This is a genomic window from Arcobacter denitrificans (SeqCode) (assembly GCF_048571185.1).
GTDB classification, from domain to species: domain Bacteria; phylum Campylobacterota; class Campylobacteria; order Campylobacterales; family Arcobacteraceae; genus Arcobacter; species Arcobacter denitrificans.
The window spans coordinates 1,244,871-1,271,411 of record NZ_CP182350.1 but is presented as its reverse complement, the minus strand read 5'-3'; the positions used below and the strand labels follow the sequence as shown (position 1 = coordinate 1,271,411).

The 26,541-nt window shown below is 30.6% G+C and carries 26 protein-coding genes; 3 read left to right on the top strand and 23 right to left on the bottom strand.

What is annotated here, in order from left to right; translation table 11 throughout:
• The 11 genes from ACNI28_RS06320 to ACNI28_RS06270 form a co-directional block, all read right to left on the bottom strand.
• Complete coding sequence (locus tag ACNI28_RS06320; RefSeq protein WP_419766369.1) at positions 1-1,497, bottom strand: SulP family inorganic anion transporter; 1,497 nt, start codon at positions 1,495-1,497, stop codon at positions 1-3.
• 129 nt (positions 1,498-1,626) lie between these two features.
• Positions 1,627-2,991 (bottom strand): sensor histidine kinase, encoded by a 1,365-nt coding sequence (locus tag ACNI28_RS06315; RefSeq protein ID WP_419766368.1) that lies wholly within the window; start codon positions 2,989-2,991, stop codon positions 1,627-1,629.
• Positions 2,981-3,649, bottom strand: a complete 669-nt coding sequence (locus ACNI28_RS06310; RefSeq protein ID WP_419766367.1) for a response regulator — start codon at positions 3,647-3,649, stop codon at positions 2,981-2,983. Before ACNI28_RS06310 ends, ACNI28_RS06315 begins: the two co-directional genes overlap by 11 nt.
• A gap of 4 nt (positions 3,650-3,653) precedes the next feature.
• Positions 3,654-4,385, bottom strand: a complete 732-nt coding sequence (locus tag ACNI28_RS06305; protein ID WP_419766366.1) for a metallophosphoesterase — start codon at positions 4,383-4,385, stop codon at positions 3,654-3,656.
• Positions 4,385-4,834, bottom strand: coding sequence for a hypothetical protein (locus tag ACNI28_RS06300; protein WP_419766365.1), 450 nt, complete (start codon positions 4,832-4,834; stop codon positions 4,385-4,387). Before ACNI28_RS06300 ends, ACNI28_RS06305 begins: the two co-directional genes overlap by 1 nt.
• Complete coding sequence (locus ACNI28_RS06295; protein WP_419766364.1) at positions 4,835-5,359, bottom strand: YceI family protein; 525 nt, start codon at positions 5,357-5,359, stop codon at positions 4,835-4,837.
• A complete protein-coding gene (locus tag ACNI28_RS06290) occupies positions 5,347-6,324 on the bottom strand; it encodes a hypothetical protein (protein ID WP_419766363.1) in 978 nt (325 codons plus the stop codon). The genes ACNI28_RS06295 and ACNI28_RS06290 overlap by 13 nt, the downstream gene beginning before the upstream one ends.
• Positions 6,312-7,886 (bottom strand): hypothetical protein, encoded by a 1,575-nt coding sequence (locus ACNI28_RS06285; RefSeq protein WP_419766362.1) that lies wholly within the window; start codon positions 7,884-7,886, stop codon positions 6,312-6,314. The genes ACNI28_RS06290 and ACNI28_RS06285 overlap by 13 nt, the downstream gene beginning before the upstream one ends.
• On the bottom strand, positions 7,870-8,496 hold the full coding sequence (locus ACNI28_RS06280; RefSeq protein WP_419766361.1) for an ABC transporter ATP-binding protein: 627 nt from the start codon (positions 8,494-8,496) through the stop codon (positions 7,870-7,872). Before ACNI28_RS06280 ends, ACNI28_RS06285 begins: the two co-directional genes overlap by 17 nt.
• A complete protein-coding gene (locus ACNI28_RS06275) occupies positions 8,493-9,566 on the bottom strand; it encodes an ABC transporter permease (RefSeq protein WP_419766360.1) in 1,074 nt (357 codons plus the stop codon). The genes ACNI28_RS06280 and ACNI28_RS06275 overlap by 4 nt, the downstream gene beginning before the upstream one ends.
• Positions 9,567-9,663: 97 nt before the next feature.
• A complete protein-coding gene (locus tag ACNI28_RS06270; RefSeq protein ID WP_419766359.1) occupies positions 9,664-10,581 on the bottom strand; it encodes a glutaminase in 918 nt (305 codons plus the stop codon).
• A 212-nt stretch (positions 10,582-10,793) separates the two neighbouring features.
• Here ACNI28_RS06270 and typA point away from each other — a divergent pair, with 212 nt between their 5' ends.
• Both typA and ACNI28_RS06260 read left to right on the top strand, forming a co-directional pair.
• Positions 10,794-12,608 carry a translational GTPase TypA gene (gene typA / locus ACNI28_RS06265; protein ID WP_419766358.1) on the top strand — a complete coding sequence of 605 codons (1,815 nt, stop codon included), beginning with the start codon at positions 10,794-10,796 and terminating at the stop codon, positions 12,606-12,608.
• 405 nt (positions 12,609-13,013) lie between these two features.
• Positions 13,014-13,427, top strand: coding sequence for an Hsp20/alpha crystallin family protein (locus ACNI28_RS06260; protein WP_419766357.1), 414 nt, complete (start codon positions 13,014-13,016; stop codon positions 13,425-13,427).
• 283 nt (positions 13,428-13,710) lie between these two features.
• On the opposite strand, the gene ACNI28_RS06255 is transcribed toward ACNI28_RS06260, so the two are convergent.
• The 10 genes from ACNI28_RS06255 to ACNI28_RS06210 all read right to left on the bottom strand — a co-directional run bounded on the left by ACNI28_RS06255 (position 13,711) and on the right by ACNI28_RS06210 (position 23,788).
• Entirely contained in the window at positions 13,711-14,790 is a 1,080-nt protein-coding gene (locus ACNI28_RS06255; protein ID WP_419766356.1) for a metallophosphoesterase, read from the bottom strand.
• 73 nt (positions 14,791-14,863) lie between these two features.
• Complete coding sequence (locus ACNI28_RS06250) at positions 14,864-16,183, bottom strand: aminotransferase class V-fold PLP-dependent enzyme (protein WP_419766355.1); 1,320 nt, start codon at positions 16,181-16,183, stop codon at positions 14,864-14,866.
• The gene (locus ACNI28_RS06245) at positions 16,152-17,741 is read right to left on the bottom strand and encodes a nitrite/sulfite reductase (RefSeq protein WP_419766354.1); all 1,590 of its coding nucleotides are present in this window, start codon (positions 17,739-17,741) and stop codon (positions 16,152-16,154) included. The genes ACNI28_RS06250 and ACNI28_RS06245 overlap by 32 nt, the downstream gene beginning before the upstream one ends.
• 3 nt (positions 17,742-17,744) lie before the next feature.
• A complete protein-coding gene (cysN, locus tag ACNI28_RS06240; protein ID WP_419766353.1) occupies positions 17,745-19,211 on the bottom strand; it encodes a sulfate adenylyltransferase subunit CysN in 1,467 nt (488 codons plus the stop codon).
• A gap of 1 nt (position 19,212) precedes the next feature.
• On the bottom strand, positions 19,213-20,124 hold the full coding sequence (gene cysD, locus ACNI28_RS06235; protein WP_419766352.1) for a sulfate adenylyltransferase subunit CysD: 912 nt from the start codon (positions 20,122-20,124) through the stop codon (positions 19,213-19,215).
• A gap of 15 nt (positions 20,125-20,139) precedes the next feature.
• Entirely contained in the window at positions 20,140-20,841 is a 702-nt protein-coding gene (locus ACNI28_RS06230; protein ID WP_419766351.1) for a phosphoadenylyl-sulfate reductase, read from the bottom strand.
• Positions 20,842-20,850: 9 nt separating this feature from the next.
• Positions 20,851-21,075, bottom strand: coding sequence for a DUF2061 domain-containing protein (locus tag ACNI28_RS06225; RefSeq protein ID WP_298750014.1), 225 nt, complete (start codon positions 21,073-21,075; stop codon positions 20,851-20,853).
• A gap of 15 nt (positions 21,076-21,090) precedes the next feature.
• Positions 21,091-22,020 (bottom strand): cysteine synthase A, encoded by a 930-nt coding sequence (gene cysK / locus ACNI28_RS06220; RefSeq protein WP_419766350.1) that lies wholly within the window; start codon positions 22,018-22,020, stop codon positions 21,091-21,093.
• Between the two features lie 75 nt (positions 22,021-22,095).
• Positions 22,096-22,509, bottom strand: coding sequence for an RrF2 family transcriptional regulator (locus ACNI28_RS06215; RefSeq protein ID WP_419766349.1), 414 nt, complete (start codon positions 22,507-22,509; stop codon positions 22,096-22,098).
• A gap of 10 nt (positions 22,510-22,519) precedes the next feature.
• Positions 22,520-23,788, bottom strand: coding sequence for an O-acetylhomoserine aminocarboxypropyltransferase/cysteine synthase family protein (locus ACNI28_RS06210; protein ID WP_419766348.1), 1,269 nt, complete (start codon positions 23,786-23,788; stop codon positions 22,520-22,522).
• A gap of 213 nt (positions 23,789-24,001) precedes the next feature.
• Here ACNI28_RS06210 and ACNI28_RS06205 point away from each other — a divergent pair, with 213 nt between their 5' ends.
• Complete coding sequence (locus ACNI28_RS06205; RefSeq protein WP_419766347.1) at positions 24,002-24,316, top strand: cupin domain-containing protein; 315 nt, start codon at positions 24,002-24,004, stop codon at positions 24,314-24,316.
• A gap of 15 nt (positions 24,317-24,331) precedes the next feature.
• Here ACNI28_RS06205 and ACNI28_RS06200 read toward each other — a convergent pair whose 3' ends face one another.
• Positions 24,332-25,444, bottom strand: coding sequence for a vWA domain-containing protein (locus tag ACNI28_RS06200; RefSeq protein ID WP_419766346.1), 1,113 nt, complete (start codon positions 25,442-25,444; stop codon positions 24,332-24,334).
• Positions 25,445-25,446: 2 nt separating this feature from the next.
• Positions 25,447-26,448, bottom strand: a complete 1,002-nt coding sequence (locus ACNI28_RS06195; RefSeq protein ID WP_419766345.1) for an ATP-binding protein — start codon at positions 26,446-26,448, stop codon at positions 25,447-25,449.
• Positions 26,449-26,541 lie beyond the last annotated feature (93 nt).

Genomic DNA, 26,541 nt, shown 5'->3' with positions numbered 1-26,541 from the left:
TTAGTGTCCTCCCATTACTTTATCAATCTCTTCAGGGTCATCATGAATACCAAATCTATCAATGATAGTTTTACTAGCTTCATTTTGACCGATTACTTCAACTTCTGCACCCTCACGTCTTAATTTAATAACAGCTTTATCAAGGGCATAAACTGCTGATATATCCCAAAAGTGTGCACGTGTTAGGTCAATAGTAACTTTATCTAAAACCTCTTTAAAGTCAAATGTTTCATAAAATTTATCTGCACTATTAAAAAATACTTGACCTACAAATTTGTAAGTTTTAGCGCTATTGTCTTCATTGTAAAAAGTTTCACTATACATAAAGTGAGAGATTTTATTGGCAAAAAATAGTGATGCTAACAGTACTCCTGAAAAAACGCCATGGGCTAAGTTATGGGTGTATACTGTAACACAAACGGTTGTAAGCATTACTATATTTGTTGATAATGGTAGAGTTTTTAAGTTTTTAATAGAACCCCAGTCAAAGGTTCCAATTGATACCATAATCATAACTGCAACAAGTGCAGCCATTGGAATAACAGAGATAATATCACTTAAAAATACAACCATTATAAGTAAAAAAAGACCAGCAAGTAGAGTTGATAATCTTGTTCGTCCACCAGATTTTATATTTATAACTGATTGTCCAATCATCGCACATCCAGCCATCCCACCTAAAAATCCAGATGTAATATTGGCAATACCTTGTCCTGAACACTCTCTATTTTTATCACTTTTTGTATCTGTTAAGTCATCCACAATTGTTGAAGTCATTAGTGATTCTAAAAGACCTACAACTGCTAGTGAAACCGAGTAAGGAAGAATGATAAATAAAGTATCAAGATTTAAAGGAATCTCAGGGAATAAGAATATTGGTAAAGTGTCAGGAAGATCTCCCATATCACCAACAGTTCTTATATCAATGCCCATGAATAATACAATTAAAGTTAAGGTTATAATTGTAACAAGTGGGGAAGGTATAATCGTACCTATTTTTGGGATATATGGAAAAAGATATATAATAGCTAGTCCAAAAGCTGTAAGAGCATAAACATGCCAAGTTACATTTGTAAGCTCTGGAAGCTGAGCCATAAAAATCAAAATTGCTAAGGCATTTACAAATCCTACTACAACGGCTCTGGGCACAAAGCTCATAAATCTTCCCAGTTTTAAGTATCCTGCAAATATTTGAAAAACACCAGTTAAAAGAGTTGCTGCAAGTAAATATTGCAAACCATAATCTTTTACTAAGGTTACCATTACAAGTGCCATAGCCCCTGTTGCAGCACTTATCATTCCTGGTCGTCCTCCAACAAAGGCAATTACAACAGCTATACAAAATGAAGCATAAAGTCCAACTTTAGGGTCAACTCCTGCAATAATTGAAAAGGCTATTGCTTCTGGAATAAGTGCAAGTGCAACTACAAGTCCAGAGAGAGTATCACCTCGTATATTACTAAACCACTCATCTCTTTTAAAATATTTTTTTACCATTCTTTCTCCACTGTTTTTATAATAAGAAACTAAAATTTGATTGTTTTTCTTAGGTTTTGAGGAAAAATTCCCCAATAAGAGTATCTTTTAGTGGAATTGTAGCTAAAAAGATTTAAATCACAAAATTTACTATAAATCTTTTGTAAAAACTAGTTTTACTGTTGTTCCCACATTCTCACTGCTTTTTAATTTAATTTTTCCCTTGTGAGAGCTTATTATTTTTTCTACAATTGCCATTCCAAGTCCTGTTCCACCCGACTCTTTATTTCTACTCTTATCTGTTCTATAAAATTTTTCAAATATTTTATTTTGTTCTTCTTGTGCTATTCCTATTCCCTTATCTTCAATACTAATTATAAAATGATTATTTTCTAGATAGTTTTTTACAAGAACACTTGAGTTTTCATGACTAAATGAGATAGCATTTTTGAGGATATTTTTAATAGCAATTTTCAATAACTTGCTATGTCCTTTGATTTGAAAGATATCTTTTATTTGCGATTCTATTTTTATATTTCTTAGTTTTGCATATGCTTTGAGCTCTTTTATTGCATCAAAGGTTATCTCATCTATATAGGCATCTTCCTTTATATTTTGCATACTGTTTTCATTTTTAGCTAAAAAAAGTAGGTCATCAATTGTTTGTTGAATCATCAAAACTTCATCCATACAAACTTTTAAAGTCTCTTTATACTCTTTGCTGTTTCTATCTTTTCTTAGGGCAATTTCTATTTCACCTCTTATAATAGTAAGTGGAGTTTTAAGTTCATGGGAAGCATCACTTGAGAACTGATTAATTTTTTCAAAAGAGACTTCAAGTCTTTCAAGTAGGTTATTAATCTCTTGTGATAGTTGAGATATTTCATCATTTTTATTTAAAACCTCTAATCTTTTTGATAGGTTTGTGGCATTTATATTTTTTAAATCTTGAAGAGTCTTTTCCACAGGTGCAAATGACTTATAAATTAGAAAATTCCCACCAATAATAGAAAAAATTAAAATAATTGGAACTATAAAAATCAAGATATAAAAAAGGTCTTCCATCGTGTGATTTAGTACTTTATAGTCTGTTGCCACTTGCAAAATATAGCTCTTTTTTTCGATTAAAAACTTTATTTGGCCAACTATAAAATTCTCATATTTCTTAAAATGAATAACATTTTTTTGAATATCATCAAAGCTAAGCGGAATAGAAGTTGGGAAATAAGAAGCATTTACAATCTTGGAATCTTTTTCTTCCACTAACCTTATATATAGGGGCTTAAATTTATATTCGTTTTCTTCATCAAAACTCATAGTTAGAAGATCACTTTTATGGTCAAGTATATCATCAACAATATCTAAAACAATAACTTTCAAAGAGGTTTCTATCTTATCAAGTGTCGATAAATGAAGAGTTTTATAAATTGAGAACGATAAAATAATCAAAATAAAAGCTTGAATTAAAACATTGTAAATAAGTAGTTTTCTTTTGATTGATAGATTATTCAGCATTTATTTTAAACCCCAATCCTCTTACTGTTTTTATAAGTTTTTTCTCATAAGGTTTGTCTATTTTATTTCTTAGTCTATAAATATACACATTAACAATATTGCTAATATTTGATTCATCCATATTATTAAGCATCTCACTCAATACAGTCTCTGATAAAACTTTATTTTGATTTTTGATTAGATACTCTAATAGTGAAAATTCTTTTGCTGTTAAAGTTATATCTTCACCTGCTCTTTTTGCTGTTTTAGAAAGAAGGTCAAGCTCTAAATCTGCTATTTTAAGAGTGGTTTGAGCTGAATCTTTGGCTCTTAGTTGTACTCTAATTCTTGCTAATAATTCAGAAAAAGAGAATGGCTTTGCCAAATAATCATTTGCCCCAATATCCAAGCCTTTTATGGTATCTTCAATACTATCTTTGGCTGTTAACATTATAATTGGAGTGTTTATATTTGAAGCTCTTATTTTTTTGCACACTTCTATTCCATCAAGTAGTGGAAGCATAATATCAAGCAAAATCAAATCATAGCTATTGACACTTGCTAAATAAAATCCTTCTTCACCATTGTGTGAATAATCAATACTATAAGACTCTTCTTCTAAGCCTTTTTTTAAAAAGTTTACGATTTTTACATCATCTTCGATTAATAAAATTTTCATTTGATTATTCTACACTTTTTGATGTTAATTTTAATAAAGTAATTTCACTATTTGCTTTATATCTAAAATTTATACCCCAATATCCCAAACCTTTGTTCACATAAATAACTGTATCTTTCATATAAAAAACTCCCGCTAGAAAAGGTTGAAAGATTCTTACAAAATAATGGAAAGGAAAAATCTGACCGCCATGGGTATGTCCACACAAAAAGAGTTTGGCATTGGCTTTTAAAGCAAACTTATAATCTTTTGGTTGGTGAGCTAGAAAAATAGAGTTTTCATAGTCACTTAAAAAGTTTATAACTTTGTTTTCTTCTCTTTTGATTTTAAAAATTTTTGAGAATCTATCACTTAGTCCCGCAAGGGCTATTTTTGAATTTTTGTATTCCAAAATATAAGTTTGGTTATCTAAAAGAATAAAATCTTTTAATAAAGCTTTTAACTCGTCAAATCCATAAAACAAATCATGATTTCCACTTATATAAAAAACTTTTTTTTCTATTGTATTTAAAATCTTTAACTTAGCAGCAATATATTTTGTATGACAATCTATAATATCCCCAGTTATAACAACAAAGTTTGCTTCACAATTATTACATAGGTATACTAATTCTTGGATACTATTTCTAGAAGTTTTTTTATTGATATGAATATCACTAAGATGAAGTATCTTTAGATGGTTTAAATCAGCAGATTTTACAGCTACTTCAACTTCATTTAGTGCTGGCAAGTTCATTAAAAAATCTTTTCTAAATCTTTTTTTGTAATATAAGAAATAGACTTAATAACGCCATTTTCAAGTCTATAAAGAGTTGATTTCTCCTCTTTACTTATAAACCTTTTGTCATCTTCCTCATATATCAATAAAATACTATGTTTATAATCTCTCATTTTAGGAAGGGCAAACATTTTTGTGATAATTGATGGCATTCCTGAAATATTTGCAATAAACGCTGCATGGTGATTCTTTAAAAAGTCTTTATCTTTTGTAGATAAGAATTGATTTATATCTTTTCCTGTGCCTTTTTCAAAAGATACGATAATCATCTCTATTGAGTTATCAATTGTTTGTTTCTCATCAAACTGATTTGGAAGAGAAAAACTACCTATATCTTGGTTGAGTTCAAAACTATTTGCATATAGAAATAGTGATAATAGAGGTAAAAGTAAAAGTTTTTTTAACATCTAAATTCCTTTTACAAAATGAAAAGTATATTTTATATCGATTTGGTCTCTAACAGTTAGAAAAAACATTGTGGGAGGTTCTAGTCCAAAATCAGTAAGTAGAAATGAAAAATCACCATTCATAGCTAGACCATCTGTTTCACCAATAGTTGATAAGGAACTTATCTTTTTAGTAACATTATTTATTGTTAAATCTCCAGTTATTTTATATTTATCTTCAACCTTTACAATGGAAGTAATAGTAAAAGAGATAGTAGGAGTGATGGATGATTTAAGTAGCTCATACATATGTGTATCTCTATCTTTATTATCACTTACAAGTGTTGAAGAATTGATACTAAACATACCACTTATTGACTCTATTGAGTCCTCTTTTTTTATTGTCGCTATAATATCTTTTGTCTCTGGATTAATTGTACTATCCCCAAAAACCTCTGTATGAGCTTGAATCTGACCATCAAGCAACTTTAACTCTGATGCATTTGCAAATAGTGCAAACAATAAAACTAAAACTAATTTAAACATTCTTTCTCCTTTGATTGATTCTCTTCTTGTGAACTTAAAATTTTTATTAGTGAAATTAAAAATATAATTGGTACAAAAAGTGTAAAGTTTTCTAAGGCTACAAATAAGCCAGCCCCAGATGCTACCCAACCTATAAATACCATATAAAAAGCCAAACTTTTTAAATCTCTTTTTAATAAAGACTGTAAAATTGTTACATTGTAATAAGAGATTACAAAAGGATAAACAATAGATAAAAGAAGCGCTTCTTGTAAAAAATAAAAAAGATAAGAAAGAGCAAAGAGTATAACTATAAAAAGCTCTTTTTCTAACTTTTGAATTTTGAATTTTAAGGCTGCAATTACTCCAATAACATGAAATACAACAATCTCAAAAGTATATCCACCTCTCCAAATAGGTACATTTATATCCCTTGATAGAGTTTCAAAAAGTGCTGAATCTAGAAATATCCATAAAACCATTATAAACAAAGAGTAAGACTCAAAGTTAAAGTTACTCTTTATCTCTTTTAGTTTTGGAAGTTGAGTAGAACAAAGCAAAGCAGTGAGAGTAAAGGCAATAGCAATATATTCTCTTTTTGAAGAATCATAATTGAAAAGTAGGGTTCCAACACCATATGAAATAGATAATGCAAATCCAAGTTCTATGATACTAGCTTTTTTTAACTCATTTATAAGTAGTGGAGCTAGTGCTCCAACACTAATACCCAATAAAAATAGTTCCAGATTTGTAAAACTTGGATAAAAAAATGTCAGAAACAACTGCATTGATAAAAATATAGTTATTTTTTGTTGATTTGGTATTTTTATATAATAACTCAATAGTGAACCAATAATTCCACCAATAGGTAAAAATGCTATTAAAAATATATTTGATCCAAAATACTCCACAATACCTGTTTGTGCTATAAGTAAATAATAACAAAGCTCAAATGCTATAAAAAGTGTAAGTGCTATTTTAGACATAATTTTTTCTCCTTATCATAAAAAAATAGTAAAAAAATAGAGGCATATATAACATCAAATAGTGAAATCAGAAGTGCTTCTATTCCTAAAGTTTTATTATAAAAAAGTGCAAAAAAGATTGAACTAATTAACACTCTTGTAATAACTGTGATTTTTGTAAGTATTTCTTCGTGCTCTTTGTATCTAAGAGCAAAATAGTGAATAATTCCTGTTGTGCTAACAAAAGCAAAAACTACGTACTCATAAGTTCCTGTAAATGAAAAACCTAAAAGTGGATATGAAAAACTAGCAAGAAGTATTAAAAATACTCCTCCCAGTCCATCAGCTAATACTCCCATTAGATTGTATTTTTGTAGCTTAGTAAGTTGTAGTTTAAAAGATATGAAACTAAATAATGATAATAGTGTCACAACTCCAAATATACTTCTATATGCCCAAAATGCTTGAATATTTCCATGAATAACATTTGCTTGAATAAATCCAGAAATGCTAAGAACGGTAAAGATACCTAAAAGACCACCTAAATATAAAACATAAAAAGATACTTTTTTTAACTCTTTCACATAGGATACAAACATAGCAATTACCATAAAAAAAACACCAATACCCATGGCAACATGAGCGTGAGCAACTATTAGGTCATTTCTATGAAAAAGCCATCTAAACTCTGGGATAAACAGAATATTGCCCTCTACATCTACAAATAAAAAGGCCAAAATAGAGATTAAAAGGGCTTTTTTAGCAAAGTTTTCTATTTGTGCATCTTGATACCATCTATATAAAATAGGAATATACAAAAATGTAAGCCATTGTAAAAACCACTCTTGTTCATAGCTTAGCTGACCTATAAAAGTTCTATATAAAACAGAACTAAAATAAAAAATTGTAGGAATAATCCATAAGCTATTCCATCTAGCTTTAAAAGAGCCTACGTTTAGAAGTTTGATGATGAGGTAATATATTGGAATCAAAGCTAAACTCATACCTAAAGTGTTGTCGCCATGTGGTCCTGAAATTGTACTCTCTACTTGACCAATAGTAGGGTTCATCAAAATCAAAAGTGCAAAGGGTGCTATAACTACTATGTATAAACAAACCTTTATCCACAAAGGAATAACTTCATAAGCTTTTATATATTTGTATAAGGCAACTATATAAAAAAGTCCAGATAGAGCAAGTATAAAATTTAACTCATAAGGGAAATCATAAAAGGCTAAACCTCTTGTATTCCCAAAAAGAAGTGAGCTAATCATAAATACTAAAAAGATATACCAAAAAATAGTATAAAGGTTCAAAAAGTGTAGCCCTTGCTCACTTTTTACTCCCTCTTTATTTATAATCAAAAATGGTAAATATGAAAGCATCAAAGGAACAAATCCATAAAGTATAAGGCTTATATGAAGTGAACGTATATTAGAAGGCATCAAGACTTTAGAATCAATAGAATAACCTAAAAGATTAATAGAGTATAAAATCCCAAAGAATAGTGCTAAGAATAAAAATATAAGTGATATTTTAAATTGTTTATTGACAAAAGTATGAAAATTATGCAAGTTGTCCATCCTTTATCTCATAGATTTTATCAGCTGTATTTGCTAACTCTTTATTGTGTGTTGCAACAACTATTGTCATGCCTTCACTTGAGAGCTTTCTAAATAAATCAAATACTATTTTTGCATTTTTAGAATCTAGGTTTCCTGTTGGTTCATCTGCAAATAATACTTTTGGAGTGTTGATTAAAGCTCTTGCTATGGCAACTCTTTGTCTCTCTCCTCCTGATATCTCATTTGGAAATTTTTTTGCTAAGTCTTTTATATCAAGTAGTTCTAAAAGTTCATTTATTTCATCTTTACTAGCTTTCTCATTTGCTAATTTTATATTTTCAAAAAGGGTTAAATAGTTTATTAGATAGTGAAACTGAAAAATAAAACCAATATTTTTTTGTCTAAATTCATCTATGTTTTTAATATCTGTATAATTAGTATCTTCAAATTTCAGATTTCCCTTTTTTGGTTTAAGAAGTGTAGACAATATAGAAAGTAGAGTCGTTTTTCCACTTCCACTCTCTCCTATTAAACAGATAAATTCACCTTTGTTTATTTGTAAGTTGATATCTCTTAATGCAATATCACAAGCATAATCATGGGATATATTTGAAGCTTCAATAATCATATCTTATCTCCTTGCATTAAAATAATTGGGTCAATTTTTGAAGCATTTAGTGCTGGTATTATTGAGCCTAAAATTGCCATAGAAAGTGAACAAACAAATAAATAAAAAGCTAAAGTAGATGAAATCTCTCCATTTACATAACCATGAAAAAGTGATGAAGTTCTTATAAAATATAAAAAAATCCAAGAGATAAAAAAGGCACTAATAAAACTAAGAAATCCCAAGATAGTGCTTTCTGTCATAATTTGTAAGATGATTTTTTTTGTAGAAATTCCTATGGCTCTTTTTATACCAAACTCTGTTTTTCTTTGATTTATAGTGATACTCATAATACTTACTATTCCAAGAAGTCCCATACAAAATGAGATAAGACCTATAAGGTTTGACGAGGTTTTTATGATTTTAAATTGATTATAATTATCCACAAAGTTTTGAGTTGATTTTGCTTCTATATCTGAACTTAGTGTTTGTATTTTTGAGATAAGGTCTTTGATATTTGTATCAATTTTACTATTTACCATTATCATTGAAGCACTTTTATTAAAAATCAAACTAGCATCCGAGATATTTAAAACCACACCTCCATTTTCAAAGCCTATCTCACTTTCATATACTCCTGAAACTTTGAAGCTTTTATCTGCTATTTGAAGAGTTTTTTTATTACTAAGTAATTTATAAATAGATTTTCCTACAAGTACTTCATTTATTTTTGGATAAGAACCTTGTGTCAATTTATAATTATCAAACCTATTATTTGTAAGCCCATAAACTGCAACAATAGGTAACTCTTCGACAGGACTAGCTCCAACTATTATGGCTGAAGTTTTTCCCGTATCTTTTAGTTTCTCGATTTTATTTATTAGCTTTATATCCACATTTGAAAAAAATGTATCAGAAATCTTTGCTTGAGTGATGATAATATCTCCATCACTTTTTAGCATATTTGAGTACATAGAGATAACCCCATTTGAAATAGAGCTAATAAGAAAGATAGAAGTAATAGAAAAGATTAGACTTATATATATTAAAGTTGTTTTTAGTGGATTTGCTTTTAAAGCTTTTATTGACATACTTAACACATATTTCCTTTTTTATTTTAGGAAATAATATAGTTTTTAGATGACGCCTTTATGAATAGAATATGAATAAAAATTCATATTCCAGATTTTAAAATATAGATAGTCCAGTTTTAGTAGTAAATAGTTCTAATGCTTTTGTTCCTATTAATGAGTTTCCATATACATTTAGTTTTGGAGAGTAAACGCTAATTGCCATTTTTTTTGGAACAACAGCAACTATTCCTCCCCCAACACCACTTTTACCAGGAAGTCCTACTTTATAAGCAAAATCACCACTTGCGTCATAGTGTCCACAAGTTAGCATTAAAGAGTTTATTCTTTTAGCTTTGGATTCATTTAGAATGGATTCATTTGTTAAGGGGTCTTTTCCATGATTTGCTAAAAATAACATTGAATGGGCAAGTTGTTTTGTGGTCATCATAATAGAGCACTGTTTAAAATATATTTGAATAACATCATCTATTGGATTTTTTATGTTGTGATAACTTTTCATAAGATTTATAAGTGCAAAATTTTGAAACCCATGACCTAGTTCAGATATGAAGATATTCTTATCAAAACTAATATTTTGATCTCCAGAAACTTTTTTCATAAAATCTAAAATTTCATTAAAAGCATTGTCTTCAAAAATTGAGGCAAGACAATCTGTTGTGACAATAGCCCCTGCATTTATAAAAGGGTTTCTAGGAATTCCACTCTCATACTCTAATTGAACTAGTGAGTTAAAAGGGTCACCAGAAGGTTCATGTCCAACTCTTTTATATAGTTCTTTACTGTAGTGCTCTAAAGCTAAAGTGAAAGTAAATACTTTAGAGATACTTTGAATGGAAAACTTTTTATTACTACAACCTATATGATACTCTTCTCCATCCAGTGTTATGATACTCATGGCAAAATCACTCTCATCTGCTTGGGCTAACATTGGTATATAATTAGGAAGTTTACCCTTTGTAAAATATTTTTGAATCTCTTCTTGAATCTCTTTTAAAATAGCATCTAAATCCATGGGTCTCACTTTTGACTTTTTTATAAGTATATCTAAGAATAGAGTATAAAAAGTAGGTATTTTATAGAAAAAAGATTTTTTTATTTAACATAAAACTAAATTTAATTTTAGATTACATTAAGTTTTAAGAGAATATTGGATATAATCCGCAAAATTAATAAATAACTTTTAATAAAATGAGAGTTAAACAAAAATTATCATAAAGAGAAAACATGAGAGACATCAGAAATATTGCCGTTATCGCACACGTTGACCACGGTAAAACAACATTAGTTGATGAGCTATTAAAGCAATCAGGAACTTTCGCAGCGCATACGCAAGTTGATGAAAGAGTTATGGATAGTAATGCTATTGAAAAAGAAAGAGGGATTACAATTCTTTCTAAAAATACAGCAATAGATTATGAAGATGTAAGAATCAACATTATTGACACTCCGGGCCATGCTGACTTTGGTGGAGAAGTTGAGAGGGTTCTTAAAATGGTTGATTCTGTTTTATTACTTGTTGATGCACAAGAAGGTGTTATGCCTCAAACTAAGTTTGTTGTGAAAAAAGCTTTACAATTAGGGCATAGACCAATTGTTGTTATTAACAAAATTGATAAACCAGGTGGAGATCCAGATAGAGTTGTTGATGAAGTATTTGACCTATTTGACCAAATGGGTGCAACTGAAGAACAACTAGAGTTCCCAGTAGTTTATGCAGCAGCAAGAGATGGTTATGCAAAACTTGCTTTAGAAGATGCAAACGAAAACTTAACTCCACTATTTCAAACAATATTAACTGAGGTTCCAAAACCAAAAGGTGATGATGAAAACGGTTTACAACTTCAAGTATTTACTCTTGATTATGATAATTTTATTGGAAAAATAGGAATTGCTAGAATCTTCAACGGAACAATTTCTATGGGTGAAACTGTAGTATTAGTTAAAGCTGATGGTGAAAAAGTAAAAGGTAGAGTTTCTAAACTTATTGGATTTAAGGGTGTTGATAGATTTGATATCAAAACAGCTGGAACTGGTGACATTGTTGCTGTTGCAGGTTTTGAAACTATTGATGTGGGTGATTCACTTTGTGACCCTGAAAATCCAATGCCTCTTGATCCTATGCATATTGAAGAGCCAACATTATCTGTAACATTTGCAGTAAATGATTCTCCATTAGCAGGGACTGAAGGTAAGTATGTAACTTCAAATAAAATTGATGAGAGATTAAATGCAGAGATGAATACTAATATTGCTATGAATTATGAGCAAATTGGTGAGGGTAAATTTAAAGTTAACGGAAGAGGTGAGCTTCAAATTTGTATCTTAGCAGAAAATATGAGAAGAGAAGGTTTTGAGTTCTGTATTGGAAGACCTGAAGTTATTACTAAAGAGGAAGATGGTGTTAAAATGGAACCATTTGAGCATTTAGTTATTGATACTCCAGATGAGTATACAGGTGCTATTATTGAAAAACTTGGAAAAAGAAAAGCAAATATGACAAATATGGTACCAATGGGTTCTGGTTCTACAAGACTAGAGTTTGAAATCCCAGCAAGAGGATTGATTGGTATTAGAACAGAGTTCTTAACAGAAACAAAAGGTGAGGGTGTTATGAATCACTCGTTCTTAGATTTTAGAGCACATTCTGGAGTTGTTGAGTCTAGAAAATATGGTGCATTAACTTCTATGGAAAATGGGGAAGCATTAGGTTATTCGATTTTTAACCTACAAGATAGAGGAATTATGTTTATCAAACCTCAAGATAAAGTATACAACGGTATGGTTATTGGTGAGCATGCTAAAGGAAATGATTTAGATGTTAACCCTACAAAAGGGAAACAGCAATCAAACGTTAGGTCTTCAGGTGCAGATGAAGCTATTAAGTTAGTCCCACCAAGACAAATGTCTTTAGAAAATGCACTAGAGTGGATTGAAGAAGATGAGTTAGTTGAAGTTACTCCTAAATCTGTAAGAGTTAGAAAAAGAGAACTTGATCCAACAGTAAGAAAAAGAACAGCTAAAAAGATAAAATTCGAATAAAATCAATAAATAGATTTTACCGAAGGGAAGAGCTTTTTAGCTCTTCCCTTTTTTTATGTTTAAAAAAAGCAAATTAAAAAAAGGAAGAATTTGAAATCCCATATGAGATTCAAAAAGACTAATAAATTTAAAAAATAAATAGGAGATTTATCTCCTATAAAAAGGAGAAAAAATGAATAATATTAATACAAAAGAGAAAGATTACATTATCTTAATCACAATATATACTATTACAATATTTGCAAGTTATATAGTAATTGCATAGTAGAATGTATATTTAGCACTTTAAGACAATAATTGCTAGAAATATTAGCACTATATATTGACAAGTGCTAAAAAATATGTTATTATTTCGTTAACTTGATATAAAGCTTATCAAGAAATATTATTTTTAAGGAGTTTGATATGTTAGTTACTAGATTTGACCCTTTTAAACAATTCAGAAACTTAGAAAAAAGTTTATATGAGTATCCTTCAAATGAGGGCGTAAGTGGGTTTGTTCCTGTAGTTAATACAAGAGAAGGTGAGTTTGCTTATCATATAGATGTAGATTTACCAGGAGTAAATAAAAAAGATATAAAAGTTGATATACACAAAGATATTCTTACTATCTCAGGGGAAAGAAAAACAAAAGAAGAGATTAAAGAAGATGATTATTATAAAATAGAAACATCATTTGGTAAGTTCTCTAGAAGTTTTAATCTTCCTGAAAATGCTGATTTAGAAAACATTGAAGCAAGTGGTGAAAATGGAGTTTTAGAAGTAGTTGTTCCAAAACTCAGTGAAGAAAAACATAAAAAGATAATAGAGATTAAGTAAGAAGGAAACATCCTTCTTTGTGAAGGAGAAAAAATGCATAGAATAAAAGTAGCAGTAAAAAAGAATAGAAAAGATTATTTGATAACATTGACAATCTATATGATTGCAATGGCAACAACATTTTTGTATATTGCTCAGTAAGAATTTGATAACAAATATTAAAAGATATAATTGAAATATGGAGGTGCAAGGTTTTTGATATAAATGATATTTAAAATTACAGCACAATTTTTTTGAGTAAAAAGGGGTAGAAAGATGGATTTCTACCCCTTTTTTTTTGCTATTAGGCAGTAATTAGTTTTAAATAACTTATCTCTGCACTTGCACCTAATCTCATAGGTGGTCCCCAAAATCCTGTCCCTTTGTTTACATATATTTGAGTCTTTTTGTTGTGTTGGTGTAGTCCTTTTATATATGGTTGAGCAAGTCTTACTAGCAAATTAAAAGGAACAATTTGCCCTCCATGGGTATGTCCACTTAAAACTAGGTCGATATTTTGAGTATCTATCTCTTTTATATATTTTGGTTGGTGGGCTAAAAGAACGGTCGGTGAATTTTCTATATTTTCTAAAGCTTTATGTATATCTGGCTCAAATTTTTTAGCTTTGTATCCAAATACATCATAAACTCCAGCTAAATTAAAGCCACTGTTTTTCTCTCCTATATAGACGTTTTCATTTTCTAGAACTTTGATATTGATTGATTTTATATAGGCAAGTATATCTTCTATCTTATGGAAATATTCATGATTGCCAACTATAAAATATGTGCCATATTTTGATTTTAAATTTTTAAGTTCATCAACTGCATCTTTTATATAAGCAATATTTGTATCTATTAAATCACCTGTTATTACAACAACATCTGCATTTAGTTGATTTACTTTTTGCACAATATTTTTAATAAAATCATGGTCAATCAAACCACCAATATGTACATCACTTAGTTGTACTATACTGTATGGTTTTTTTAAGTTGGAAATCTTTACATTTATATTTTCCACATAAGATTCTTTTGCATTATATATGGCTTTTGTGGTAATAGAACTTGCAAAAGCTAAAGAGCCTAGGTCAATAGATTTTTTAATAAAAGCTCTTCTTTTTTCATCTTTTCGTATCTTTGGAAGATGTGAAATTACCTCATAAATAACTGTTGTACAAAAAAGTAAAAATATAACTCCTATTGGAAGTGAGAGCAAAAAGTATATTTCATTGGGTACAGAAATTAAATACCTTGATGTCATATATAAAATTACACCAAATAGGTTAATTAGTAAAAAAAGATTTAAAAACTTTTTTGATTTTTGGCAAATAGCTAATTTATTGATAAATCTTTTTGAAATAAAAAGGCTAAGCAATCCCATCACGACTATAAAAATTGTGGCAAATATTATAAATCTCATGATAGGATTATATAGAAACTTTTTTAATTAGGTGTTAATTCTTTATTATAGTTTTTATTGAACTATTGATAGCTTCTATTAGATTATCAATCTCTTCTTTTGTTTGAGTGTAGTGAATAGATACTCTTATCCAGCCTGGTTTTTTATCAAGTTCATCTTTATCATCAAAATCTAATAAATCGTGCCCATAAGGTCCTGCACATGAGCATCCTGCTCTTGTTTGGATTCCACTATTTGTTGAGATGTTTTCACAAATCATATAAGGATCTAAATCTTTTATATTAAATGAAACAATACCTATATTGTATGATTTTTGATTTCCATAGATGATTATGTTTGGCACTTTTTCTAATTGTATTAAAAAATATGATAGTAACTCATCTTTTCTTTTTAAAATAAAATCAAAACCTATCTCATTTCTTAATTGGTAAGCAAGACTTGCTTTTATAACTTGAATTATTCCAGGAGTTCCAGCTGTTTCCCTTGCTCTTAAATTATCTTCGTACTCTACAGTTGTTCTACTTACATAACTAACCGTTCCTCCACCTGCAAAAGTAGGTGATAAAGATGGGTCTATCAAATCTTTTTTTATAACAAGTAAACCACAAGATCCAGGACCACCTAAAAGCTTGTGAGGAGAGAGATACATAACATCAAAATAGTTACAATCAATATTCATGTATGATGAAGAAGCTGCAGCATCAAGGCAAACTATAGCATTATAACGTCTAAGTATATTAGAAATCTCTTTATAACAAGTCACTATTCCTGTAACATTTGAAGCAATACAAAAAGAACCAATAAGTTCTCTGTCTTGATTGTCTTTTAGTACTTTTTCAAGCTCTTCTATGTCAACTAAACCTTCACTTGTAAGTCCGATTCTTGCAGTCTCACACATAGCTTCTCTATAGCTTATCTCATTTGAGTGGTGTTCATAAGGTCCAACTATTACAAGGGGAAGTTTAGATTTATCAATATTTATATTCAACCTTCTTTTAGTTGCAGGAGGAATATAAAGTCCCAATAACTCTTGAAATCTTTTAATAGCAGCAGTTGAGCCACAGCCACTAGGTATAACTTCAAAATCATCATTTAATTCTAGAGATACTTTTAAATTATCAAGTGCTTCTTCATAGTAATTATGGGTTTGGTTTGCCATACCTGATTCTTTTGAGTGGGTATTTGCATAGGTTGTTAGCATATCATAAATACGATTTTCAACAGCCCTAAATGCCAATCCTGAAGCAGTATAATCAAAGTAAGCACTTTTGTGCTTACCTATTGTTCCATACTTTAAGTATGAAAGTTTTTCTGTATGTTGATTAGTGAAGGGACGAAATAAATTCTTCGTCATTTATTCTCTCTTTTAAATAGTTATTTAAGTTTTTTTCTCCACTATTTATATAGCTTTGAATGACTTTTTCTACAATACCTTCAGCCTCTTCAGGTAAAAACTTGATTTTTGTTTTTTCTCCAAAAGATGATTTAGCCCCTTCTAAATTTCCACCAATAATAAGTTCAAATCCAGGAACTGTAACACCCTCTTTATTTTTTACTTTTAATCCAAGTAATCCAATATCAACTACATGTGGATGGGCACAAGAGTTTGGACAACCATTAACTGAAATAGATACTGTCTCATCAAAGTTTGGGAATTTTTTTTCTAGATGTTCTGCAAGTTTTATGGCTCTATTTTTAGTCTCAGATATGGCAAACTTACAAAAGTTTAATCCAGTACATGAAAGTGTTCTAGCTTTAAATGGACTTGGCTTATAATCAACTCCAATAGTTATTAACTCATCTGCCAAGGCTTGTGCATTTTTACTTGGTACATCTTTTACTACAAAGTTTTGAGTTGGCGTAGTTTTTATAGTAGTTGCCCCATGTTTTTCTAAAATATTTGCTAAGTCTTCTAAACCTTGTGCTCCTATGTGTCCACCATTTATGGCACATCCAATATATGATTTTTCTTTCTCTTTTGAGTCTTGGATTCCAAAATGTTGTCTTTTTGCATAAGGAGTATAAGGAACTTCTTTCTCTTCTTTAAAAGTTACTTTTGATCTTTTGATTACTTCTTCTTTGAATTTTTCAATTCCCCATTCATTAATTAGGTGTCCAAGTCTTGCTTTTCTTCTATTTTCTCTAAGTCCATGGTCTCTATAAATTGTACTAACGGCTTTAGTTATTGGTAAAATCTGAGAAGGAGTTACAAATCCAATATGTTGTGCAATTTGTTTATTTGAAGCCAATCCTCCACCTACACTTACATCAAATAGTACTTTATCAGTACAATCACAAACTACAGCACTAAAAGATAAATCTTGTATCTCATGTCCCATACAGTGTTTATGACATCCACTAATACCAATTTTGTATTTTCTTGGTAAGTTTGAAAGGTTTTTGTTTCCTCTTAGATAATTATTTACTTTGTCAACAATTGGTCTTACATCATAAATTTCATCATGTTCTATTCCTGAAACTGGACAAGTAGCAACATTTCTTGGAACATCACCTGCTGCAAAAACAGTTGATAGTCCAACTTCATTTAATCTTCTAAAAATCTCAGGTAAATCTATAACTCTAATATAATGAAACTGAATATCTTGTCTTGTTGTAAAATCAGCAGTTCCCCTTGCATATTCATGGGAGATTTTTGAGACTTCTCTCATCTGTTCTAGGTTCATAGAGCCATGCTCAAGTTTTACTCTCAACATAAAATATAATGTATTATCATCCTCATCTTGAAGATTTCTATTTTGAGTATATAAACCATACCATTTAAATCTAATTATATCTTCAGGACTTATCTCTTCCCCTAGAACAGCATATAAGTATATGTCTTTTAGAACATCAAGTCCATTTTTTTCTTTTTTTAATCTCTCATTTTGTTGAGCTGCTGTTTCTCTTGCCATTTTTTATCCTATAATCTCTTTACATTCCCATTCTGGAAAGTTACTTCTAATATACGCATTAAGCTCAATTTCTGCTTTTGTATAATCTCTTCTCTTCTCTTCTTTATCTACACCTTCACCCATAACTGAAGATACAATCATACCAGCACCTACTGTAGTGTTTGTATATCTATCAATGATAATAAAACTTCCTGTATGTCTGTTCTCATTATACGGGTCAACTGCTATTTGTCTGTCTATTGACAGAGTACACTTGGCAATATCATTTAACTCTAAACTATCTGCTGACATCTCTTTAAAACTATTGATATCTTTTTTATACTCTATTGATTTAAAAGTACCATTTATAACAGAAGTCGCTCTTTTAATAATATAATTACTATTGAGTTCAAGTTGTTTTTCATCCATCCAAACAACCATAACACTAAGCTTATTTGATACTTGTGGGATAGAGTTTGATTTTACAATCATATCTCCACGACTTATATCAATTTCATCTTTTAGAGTAATAGTTGTAGCCATTGGAGCAAATGCCGTTTCCATCGTCTCAACTGTTTCATCTTTTCCTATGGGTCTTAAATCTTTAATTTCATTTGAAACTATTGATTTTACAACTGAAGTTTTTCTAGATGGTAAGACTGTGATTTCATCACCTACAGAAATCTTCCCACTTGCAATAGTCCCAGAAAATCCTCTAAAATTAAGGTGAGGTCTTGAAACATACTGAACAGGTAATCTAAAGTCATCATTTTCATCTTTATGAATTGAAATAGTATCTAATAATTGCATAAGAGGAAGACCTGTATACCAAGAAGACTTTGGAGAAATTGTAAGGATATTATCTCCATCTAAGGCAGAGATTGGAATATACTCAAAATTAATATCTTCATTGTGTGGAAGATTAGGAATAATCTGTGCATAATCTTTTTTAATCTCTTCAAATCTATCTTGGCTAAAATCAACTAAATCCATTTTATTAATAGCTACAATAAGGTTTTTAATCCCAAGAAGTGAAGCTATAAAAGAGTGTCTTTTTGTTTGTGTTAAAACACCCTGTCTTGCATCAATTAAGATAATAGCTACATCCGCTGTACTAGCCCCCGTTGCCATATTTCTTGTATATTGTTCATGTCCTGGAGTATCTGCTATGATAAACTTTCTTTTTTCTGTACTGAAAAATCTATAAGCAACATCAATAGTGATACCTTGTTCTCTCTCACTAGCTAGTCCATCAACTAAAAGTGCTAAGTCAATCTTATCTCCAGTTGTTCCACTCTTTTTACTATCTTGCTCAATTGCTGCTAACTGATCTTCAAAAATCATTTTTGAATCATATAGTAATCTTCCAATTAAAGTACTTTTCCCATCATCAACTGAACCACATGTTATAAATCTTAGTATCTCTTTATTTTCGTGTTCTTTTAAGTATTGCTCAATATTTTGTGCAATTAAATCTGATTGGTGTGCCATCTTAAAAATACCCCTCTTGTTTTTTCTTCTCCATTGATGCGTCACCATCACTATCTATCAATCTTCCCTGTCTCTCACTTGTTGTACATACCAGCATCTCTTGAATAATCTCAGGCAATGTAGTTGCTTCAGAATTTACTGCACCCGTTAGAGGATAACATCCAAGTGTTCTAAATCTAACTTTCTCTTTTTTAGCAGTCTTTCGTAACTCCTCTGGCATTCTTTCATCATCAACCATGATTTTAGTACCCATATACTCAACTACCTCTCGCTCTTTTGAGAAATATAAATCAGGAATAGGAATCCCTTCTAAATAGATATATTGCCAAACATCAAGCTCTGTCCAGTTTGATATAGGGAAAACTCTAATAGACTCACCTTTTGTATGTCTTCCATTATAGATATTCCAAAGTTCTGGTCTTTGGTTTTTGGGATCCCATCTATGATTTTCATCTCTAAATGAATAGATTCTCTCTTTAGCACGAGACTTCTCTTCATCTCTTCTTGCCCCTCCAAAAACTGCATCAAACTTTTGCATATCTAGCATCTGTTTAAGACCCTCAGTTTTCATAATATCTGTGTGAACAGCTGAACCATGTTCAAAAGGAGAAATATCCATCTCTAAACCTTTTGGGTTTGAGTAAGTGATAAGTTCCATCCCTACTTCTTTTGCTCTTCTATCTCTAAACTCAATCATCTCTTTGAATTTCCATTTAGTATCAACATGAACTAATGGAAGTGGTGGAGGTGCTGGATAAAAAGCTTTTTGTAAAATGTGTAACATTACAGATGAATCTTTACCTACTGAATAAAGCATTGCTGGGTTTTGAAACTCTGCAATAACTTCTCTCATGATATGGATAGATTCAGCTTCAAGTTGTTTTAGATGTGTTAATCTCTCATTACTTATCATTATCTTTCTCTTTTTCTATTTTGAGTGTAATCCACACTCTTTATGTTCTGGGTTTTCCCACCACCATCTTCCACTTCTAATATCTTCACCCTCTTTAACTGCCCTTGTACATGGGGCACATCCAATACTTGGATAGCCTTTATCATGAAGCTTATTATATGGAACTTTATTCTCTTTTATAAAATCCCATACATCTTTTTCGCTCCAAGATATAAGAGGGTTTACTTTTATTACTTGAAAGTTTTCATCCCATTCAACTAATGGCATCTCAACTCTTGTAACACTTTGTGCTGCTCTTAGACCTGTAATCCAGATTTTTAGTGGTTTTAACGCTCTTTTTAATGGTTCTATTTTTCTTACATTACAGCAAGATTTTCTATTGTCAATAGATTCATAAAATCCATTGATTCCTTGTTTTTTATAAAGTTCTTCTACATCTTCACTTTTTGGAAAAAATACGTTCACTTTTATATTATATTTTAAATTTGTATTATCCATTACACTATATGTTTCAATAGGAAGTCTTCCTGTATCTAGTGTAAAGATATTGGCATCTTTATCAAGGTTTAACATCATATGCGTTAAAACTTGGTCTTCTGCTCCAAAACTAGATGATAGTGCTGCTTCATTTTTGTATTCATTTAAAAAGTATTTTAAAATCTCTATAGCACTACTATCTTTTAATTTTTTGTTTAATTCTTCTATTTTTTCTACCACTTTATTTCCCTAAATCTGATAATCTGGTTCTTTTATTTTCCCAAAAGAGATTTTATTCCAAGCTCTTTCGTGAAAATAGTATAAAATCATTTTCGTAACAACTTCAATAGAACCAATAGAGGCAGCCATAATTAGGTTGCCTGTTATAAAATATGAAATAATAATTGTGTCTAAAGTTCCTACTGTTCGCCACGAAACAGTTTTAGCTACAGATCTATAAGCTTTTTCTGCCATCTTTTTTACTTATTCCTATTCATCATCTAATTGATATAATGGAGTACTTAAATATCTTTCACCTGTATCACAAAGAATAGTAACAATAGTTTTACCTTTGTTCTCTTCTTTTTGTGCAATTTGTGTTGAAGCATAAACGTTAGCTCCTGCACTAATACCTACAAGTAGTCCTTCCTCTTTTGCTAGATTTCTAGCTGTTTCCATTGCGTCATCATTTGATACAGTTAAAACTTCATCATAAATCTCTGTATTTAAAATAGCAGGAACAAATCCAGCACCAATACCTTGGATTTTATGAGGACCAGGGTTTCCACCTGAAAGAATTGGTGAATCAGTTGGCTCAACTGCAATAACTTTTACATTTGGATTTTTAGCTTTTACAACTTCTGAAATACCTGTAATACTTCCACCTGTACCAATAGCAATAACTAAAATATCAACTTTATCTTCTGTATCTCTTAAGATTTCTAAAGCTGTTGTTTTTCTATGAATATCTGGGTTTGATTCATTTGCAAATTGTTGTAATACAATAGAGTTATCCATTGCTTCACTTAATTCAGCAGCTTTTTGAACAGCACCTTTCATTCCTTTTTCTGGCTCTGTTAATACAATTTGTGCTCCAAGTGCTTTTAGAAGTTTTCTTCTTTCAATACTCATGCTTGAAGGCATAGTAAGGATTAGTTTGATTCCTTTAGCTGCACAAACAGATGCTAATGCAATACCAGTATTTCCACTTGTAGGCTCTATTACAGTAGTACCTTCAACAATCTTACCAGCTTTTATAGCTTCTTCAACCATGTTAAATCCGATTCTATCTTTTACTGAATGAGTAGGATTCATAAATTCACACTTACCTAAAACTGTTGTACCGTTTACGCTAGCTTTGTTTAATTTTACTAAAGGTGTGTTTCCAATTAATTCTGTTACATTATTTGCATATTTCATGTTTTCTCCTTTTATTGATTCAAATCTTAATTTGAATTTTTTACTTTAAAACTTCTTTTTAGAAGCAACTTTTACTTAAATACTATAGTGTAAATATTGATTATATTTATCTTGATACTGAGTTAAATCTTTCAGTGACAAGTTAAACAACTTTTTCGTTTTTTCTTTTGTTTCATCAAAAAATATATTTAAAATAGGGCTATTGCTTTTTGTATCGATGATTTTTATATCATCTTCTAAAGCAATAATAATATCCTTTATAAGTATATCTTTTGCATCTTTGGCTAATCTGTAGCCACCTTTTGACCCTCTAGTACTTGCAACTAATCCAGCATGTCTTAGTTTTCCTAGAAGCTGTTCCAAGTAATTTTGAGGAATATCAGCTCTTGCGGATATCTCTCTTATTTGCATTGGTTTGTTTTCTTCATTTTGAAGTAACTCATGCATGGCAGCAAGTCCATACACACCTTTTGAAGAGATTAAAGGCATAATCTCATACCTAATTTAACGCTTGTGTTAAATCTTCAATTAAATCAATAGGATCTTCTAATCCAATAGAAAGCCTAACAGTTGTTGGATTAACACCTGCTTCTAATAGCTCACTTTCGTTCATTTGAGAGTGAGTTGTTGAAGCTGGGTGCACAATTAGTGATTTAGAATCACCAATATTTACTACTACTGAAAATAGTTTTGTACTATCAATTATATTTTTTGCCTCTTCATATGTCTCTACTTCAAAAGATAATAGTCCAGATGCTTTACCATCTTTGAAATATTTTTGTGCTTTTGCATAGTCCCCATTTGACTCTAAACCTGGGTAATTTACTGATTTAACTTTTGGATGAGCCTCTAAGAACTTAGCAACTTCTAAAGTGCTAATTGAATGTTTTTCCATTCTTAAAGATAGAGTCTCTAATGTTTGAATTAATATCCAAGAGTTGTGAGGAGATTGTGCTGCTCCAATATCTCTAAGTAGTGATAATCTAATTCTTAAACAAAAGTTTGGAAGAGGAACATCTACATAAACTAAACCATGGTATGACTCATCAGGTTGTGTAAACTCTGGATATTTAGAAGCATTTTCTTTAAAGAACTCTGCTAAACCATCTCTTTCTACAATAATACCACCAATAGCACTACCTTGTCCATTTGTATACTTTGAAGTAGAGTGAACTACAACATCAACTCCCCATTTGATTGGGTTAAATAAAGCAGCACTTGCAACGGTATTATCACAAACTGTTAAAACACCTTTTTTCTTTGCAACTTCAACTATTCCTTCCACATCAGCAACTGCAATTTGCGGGTTTGATAGTGATTCAAAGAAAATAGCTTTTGTTTTATCATCAATTTGTTCTTCTAAGTTTGAAGCATCTGATACTTTAAATACTCTAGCTTCAATTCCAAATCTTTTAATTGTATGTGTTAGTAGTGTTACTGCCCCACCATATAATTTATCAGATATTAAGATATTATCTCCAGCACTTGCAACATTTGCAATAGCATAAAAAATAGCACTTTGCCCAGATGCTACACAAATAGCAGCTGCTCCACCTTCAAGTTGTGCAAATCTTTGCTCTAGGACATCAGTAGTTGGGTTTGTAAGTCTTGAGTAGATTGAACCTAACTCTTTAAGTGCAAATAAGTTAGCTGCATGTTCTGCATCTCTAAATGCAAAAGCAGTAGTTTGAGCAATAGGTACATTCATTGTTCCCCATCCCTCTTTTTTATTATAACCAGCATGTAATGCGATTGTATCTTGTTGCATATTTATTCCTTTTTGTATATTATATTAAATCTATAGTGAAATTGTAGTATATTTTTCATTTAATGTCAAGTGATTTAATAGTGATTAATATACTTTGGTATATAGAATACTTGATAAAGTACTATTTTATAGTGCCTTATCAGGATTGTAAAATTTTAAAATATAAATAAAATAAATCCTGACTAACATACTAGGTAATATAAAAGAGGGAAAATGCAGAAGAAAAATATATTTGATAATATTAATGTTGACAAAATCAATGAAGAATTTATAGAGATTTTAAGAGATAAAGATGTGAGAGTTGAAAGAATTGTTTCAAATGGACAAGTTAGTGATGAAGATTTTTGGTACGAACAAAATGAGAATGAGTTTGTATTACTATTAGAAGGTGAAGCAATTTTACAGTTTGAAAACAAAGATGTAAAACTAAAAAAAGGAGATTTTATAGATATAAAATCAAGACAAAGACATAGGATAAAATATACCTCTTTAACAGAGCCTACAGTGTGGTTAGCTATCTTTTATTAGGTATTTACACTTTTTTTAAAGTATTAGCAAAGGTCTTCCAAAAGGAATTTTATTTTTCTTCTGAGACAGAGCCCAAATAACTTCATAAGGTGGAGCAACCCTTGGAAAAATACCTTCTCCATCTGTAAAATACAAAAGCATAGAACTCATAGGTAAATTGGCTTCAATAAACTCAAAAGTAGGTCGATAATCAGTTCCCCCTCCACCTTTTAAAGCAAAGTCAATCTCATTTGCTCCTTGAAAAGTATAGTGGGCATGAACCTTTGCATCTGCAATAATAAGCTCAATAGCTATGGAGGGGAAACTTTGCATAATAGATTTAAACTCATCTAAAAATGCTCCCAAAAGTTCATCTTGAATAGAACCAGAAGTATCAATAGCAACAACAAGACTAAGAGTATCACTTGAAAGTGAAGGTAGGGCAACTCCCCTATAGATATGTTTTTTATTTGGTGGCATAAAGGCGTAGTTATTTCTCATATGTCTATTGATGGCATTGTAAAGTTCAAACTTCCAATCCACATTTCGTAATTCTACTTTTTTTGCAAGTCTTTCAAGTCCTAGAGGTGTTTTACTTTTTCGTAAAGCTACCTCTTTTGCTAAAGAGTTTGCATATTCCCAAGCTGATTCATTTTTTTCATCTAGGTCCTCTTCTACATTGTTGATATCTGCAAACTTTTTTTCCTCTTCTTGCTCATCGCTAAAACTATTGTTTATCTCATTAAGATTATTTTGCTCTTTTAGGACTTCATATATCTCTTCAGCGTACATATTTTTAAAATCATTATTGAAGTTTGCACCTTTAGGAATTTTGAGACCATTTTTTTTGAGCAGATTATTTATGGCATAATCAGTTGCAAGTTGCCAAAGGAAACCTTTTCTTTTTAGTTTTCGCTGACTGTGGGATAAGATATGATGCATAACACAGTTTGTAAGTATGAAGATGAGTTCATCAATAGAACACTTTTCTATAAACTCTGGATTGTATTTAAAGACTACTCCATTGCTTGCATAAAAACTTACTTCACTATTGCTTTCATGTTTAAGTCTTGAAGCCAACATCCCAAAGTAGGGATACTTTGAAGTGAGTTGACTTTTTGCTTTGGTTAATAGAGTATCAGAAGTCATAGTTAGTGCAATAGATTATTGAATTTTTTCATCCAAAGAGGCCAATTACTTAAGTAATCTAACTCAATCTTTCGCTCCCTTAAATCTTGTATTACCATTACAGCAAACTCTCCAGGAAGATTAAGAGTGTACAAAATAAGATTGTTTATCTCTTTTGCTCTTGTTTCATCATCTATTCTAATAGTAAGTGCCGTACACAAAATATGTAAAGCAGAAGTATCTTTTGGAGCCTCAGTAGTTTTACCTTCTAAAATATCATCAATAGAAGGTAGGCTTTGCTCTACACTTTTAAAACCTAAAAAAGAAGAGGCTAATTCTTCTCCAATAGAGCCTTTTATCATAGTCAAAAGTAAATCATCATCAGGTTCGGACATTAGTATCTCATTTACATACTCCCAAGTTCTAGGAGTGGCAAAAGCTTTTTCATCATTTTGAGTATTAAAAGCAAATAGGGCATCAGGTCTATATGAGATAAAAGCGATAATAGTAGGATGAATTCTTGCTTTTATTGCCCATGTTTTCCAATCATCAGGATTTGCTTCCATTTCAAGATGAACAAATCTATTAGCAAGTGGACTCGCCATACGAAAAACAACACCCCTATCACTCTCTCTATTTCCTGCTGCAACTATACTCCACCCATCTGGTAGAGTATATTCTCCTATTTTTCTATCTAAAATCAACTGATAAGCAGAAGCTTGTACCATTGGTGCAGCAGTATTTAGCTCATCTAAAAAGAGAATCCCCTCCTTTTGGCTTCCATCTGGTAAAAAAGAAGCTGGTGCCCAAACTGCTGAGTTATCATTGGCATTGAAAAAAGGTATTCCTCTTAAATCAGTAGGGTCAAGAAGTGAAAGCCGTAAATCTATACAAGCAATATTTGTTTCCTTTGCTATTTGAGCTATGATAGAAGACTTACCAATACCAGGAGGTCCCCACAAAAATATTGGGACTTTTCTTTTCGTTAAATGTGCAATTGCACGCTTGGCACTTAGGGGATTCATGAGCTTCCTTATATTATTAGTAAAAAAGGTATTGCAAGAACTATGCCCTTTACTTGAATAAACTCAAAACATAAAAAGTGTATAATCCAAGCA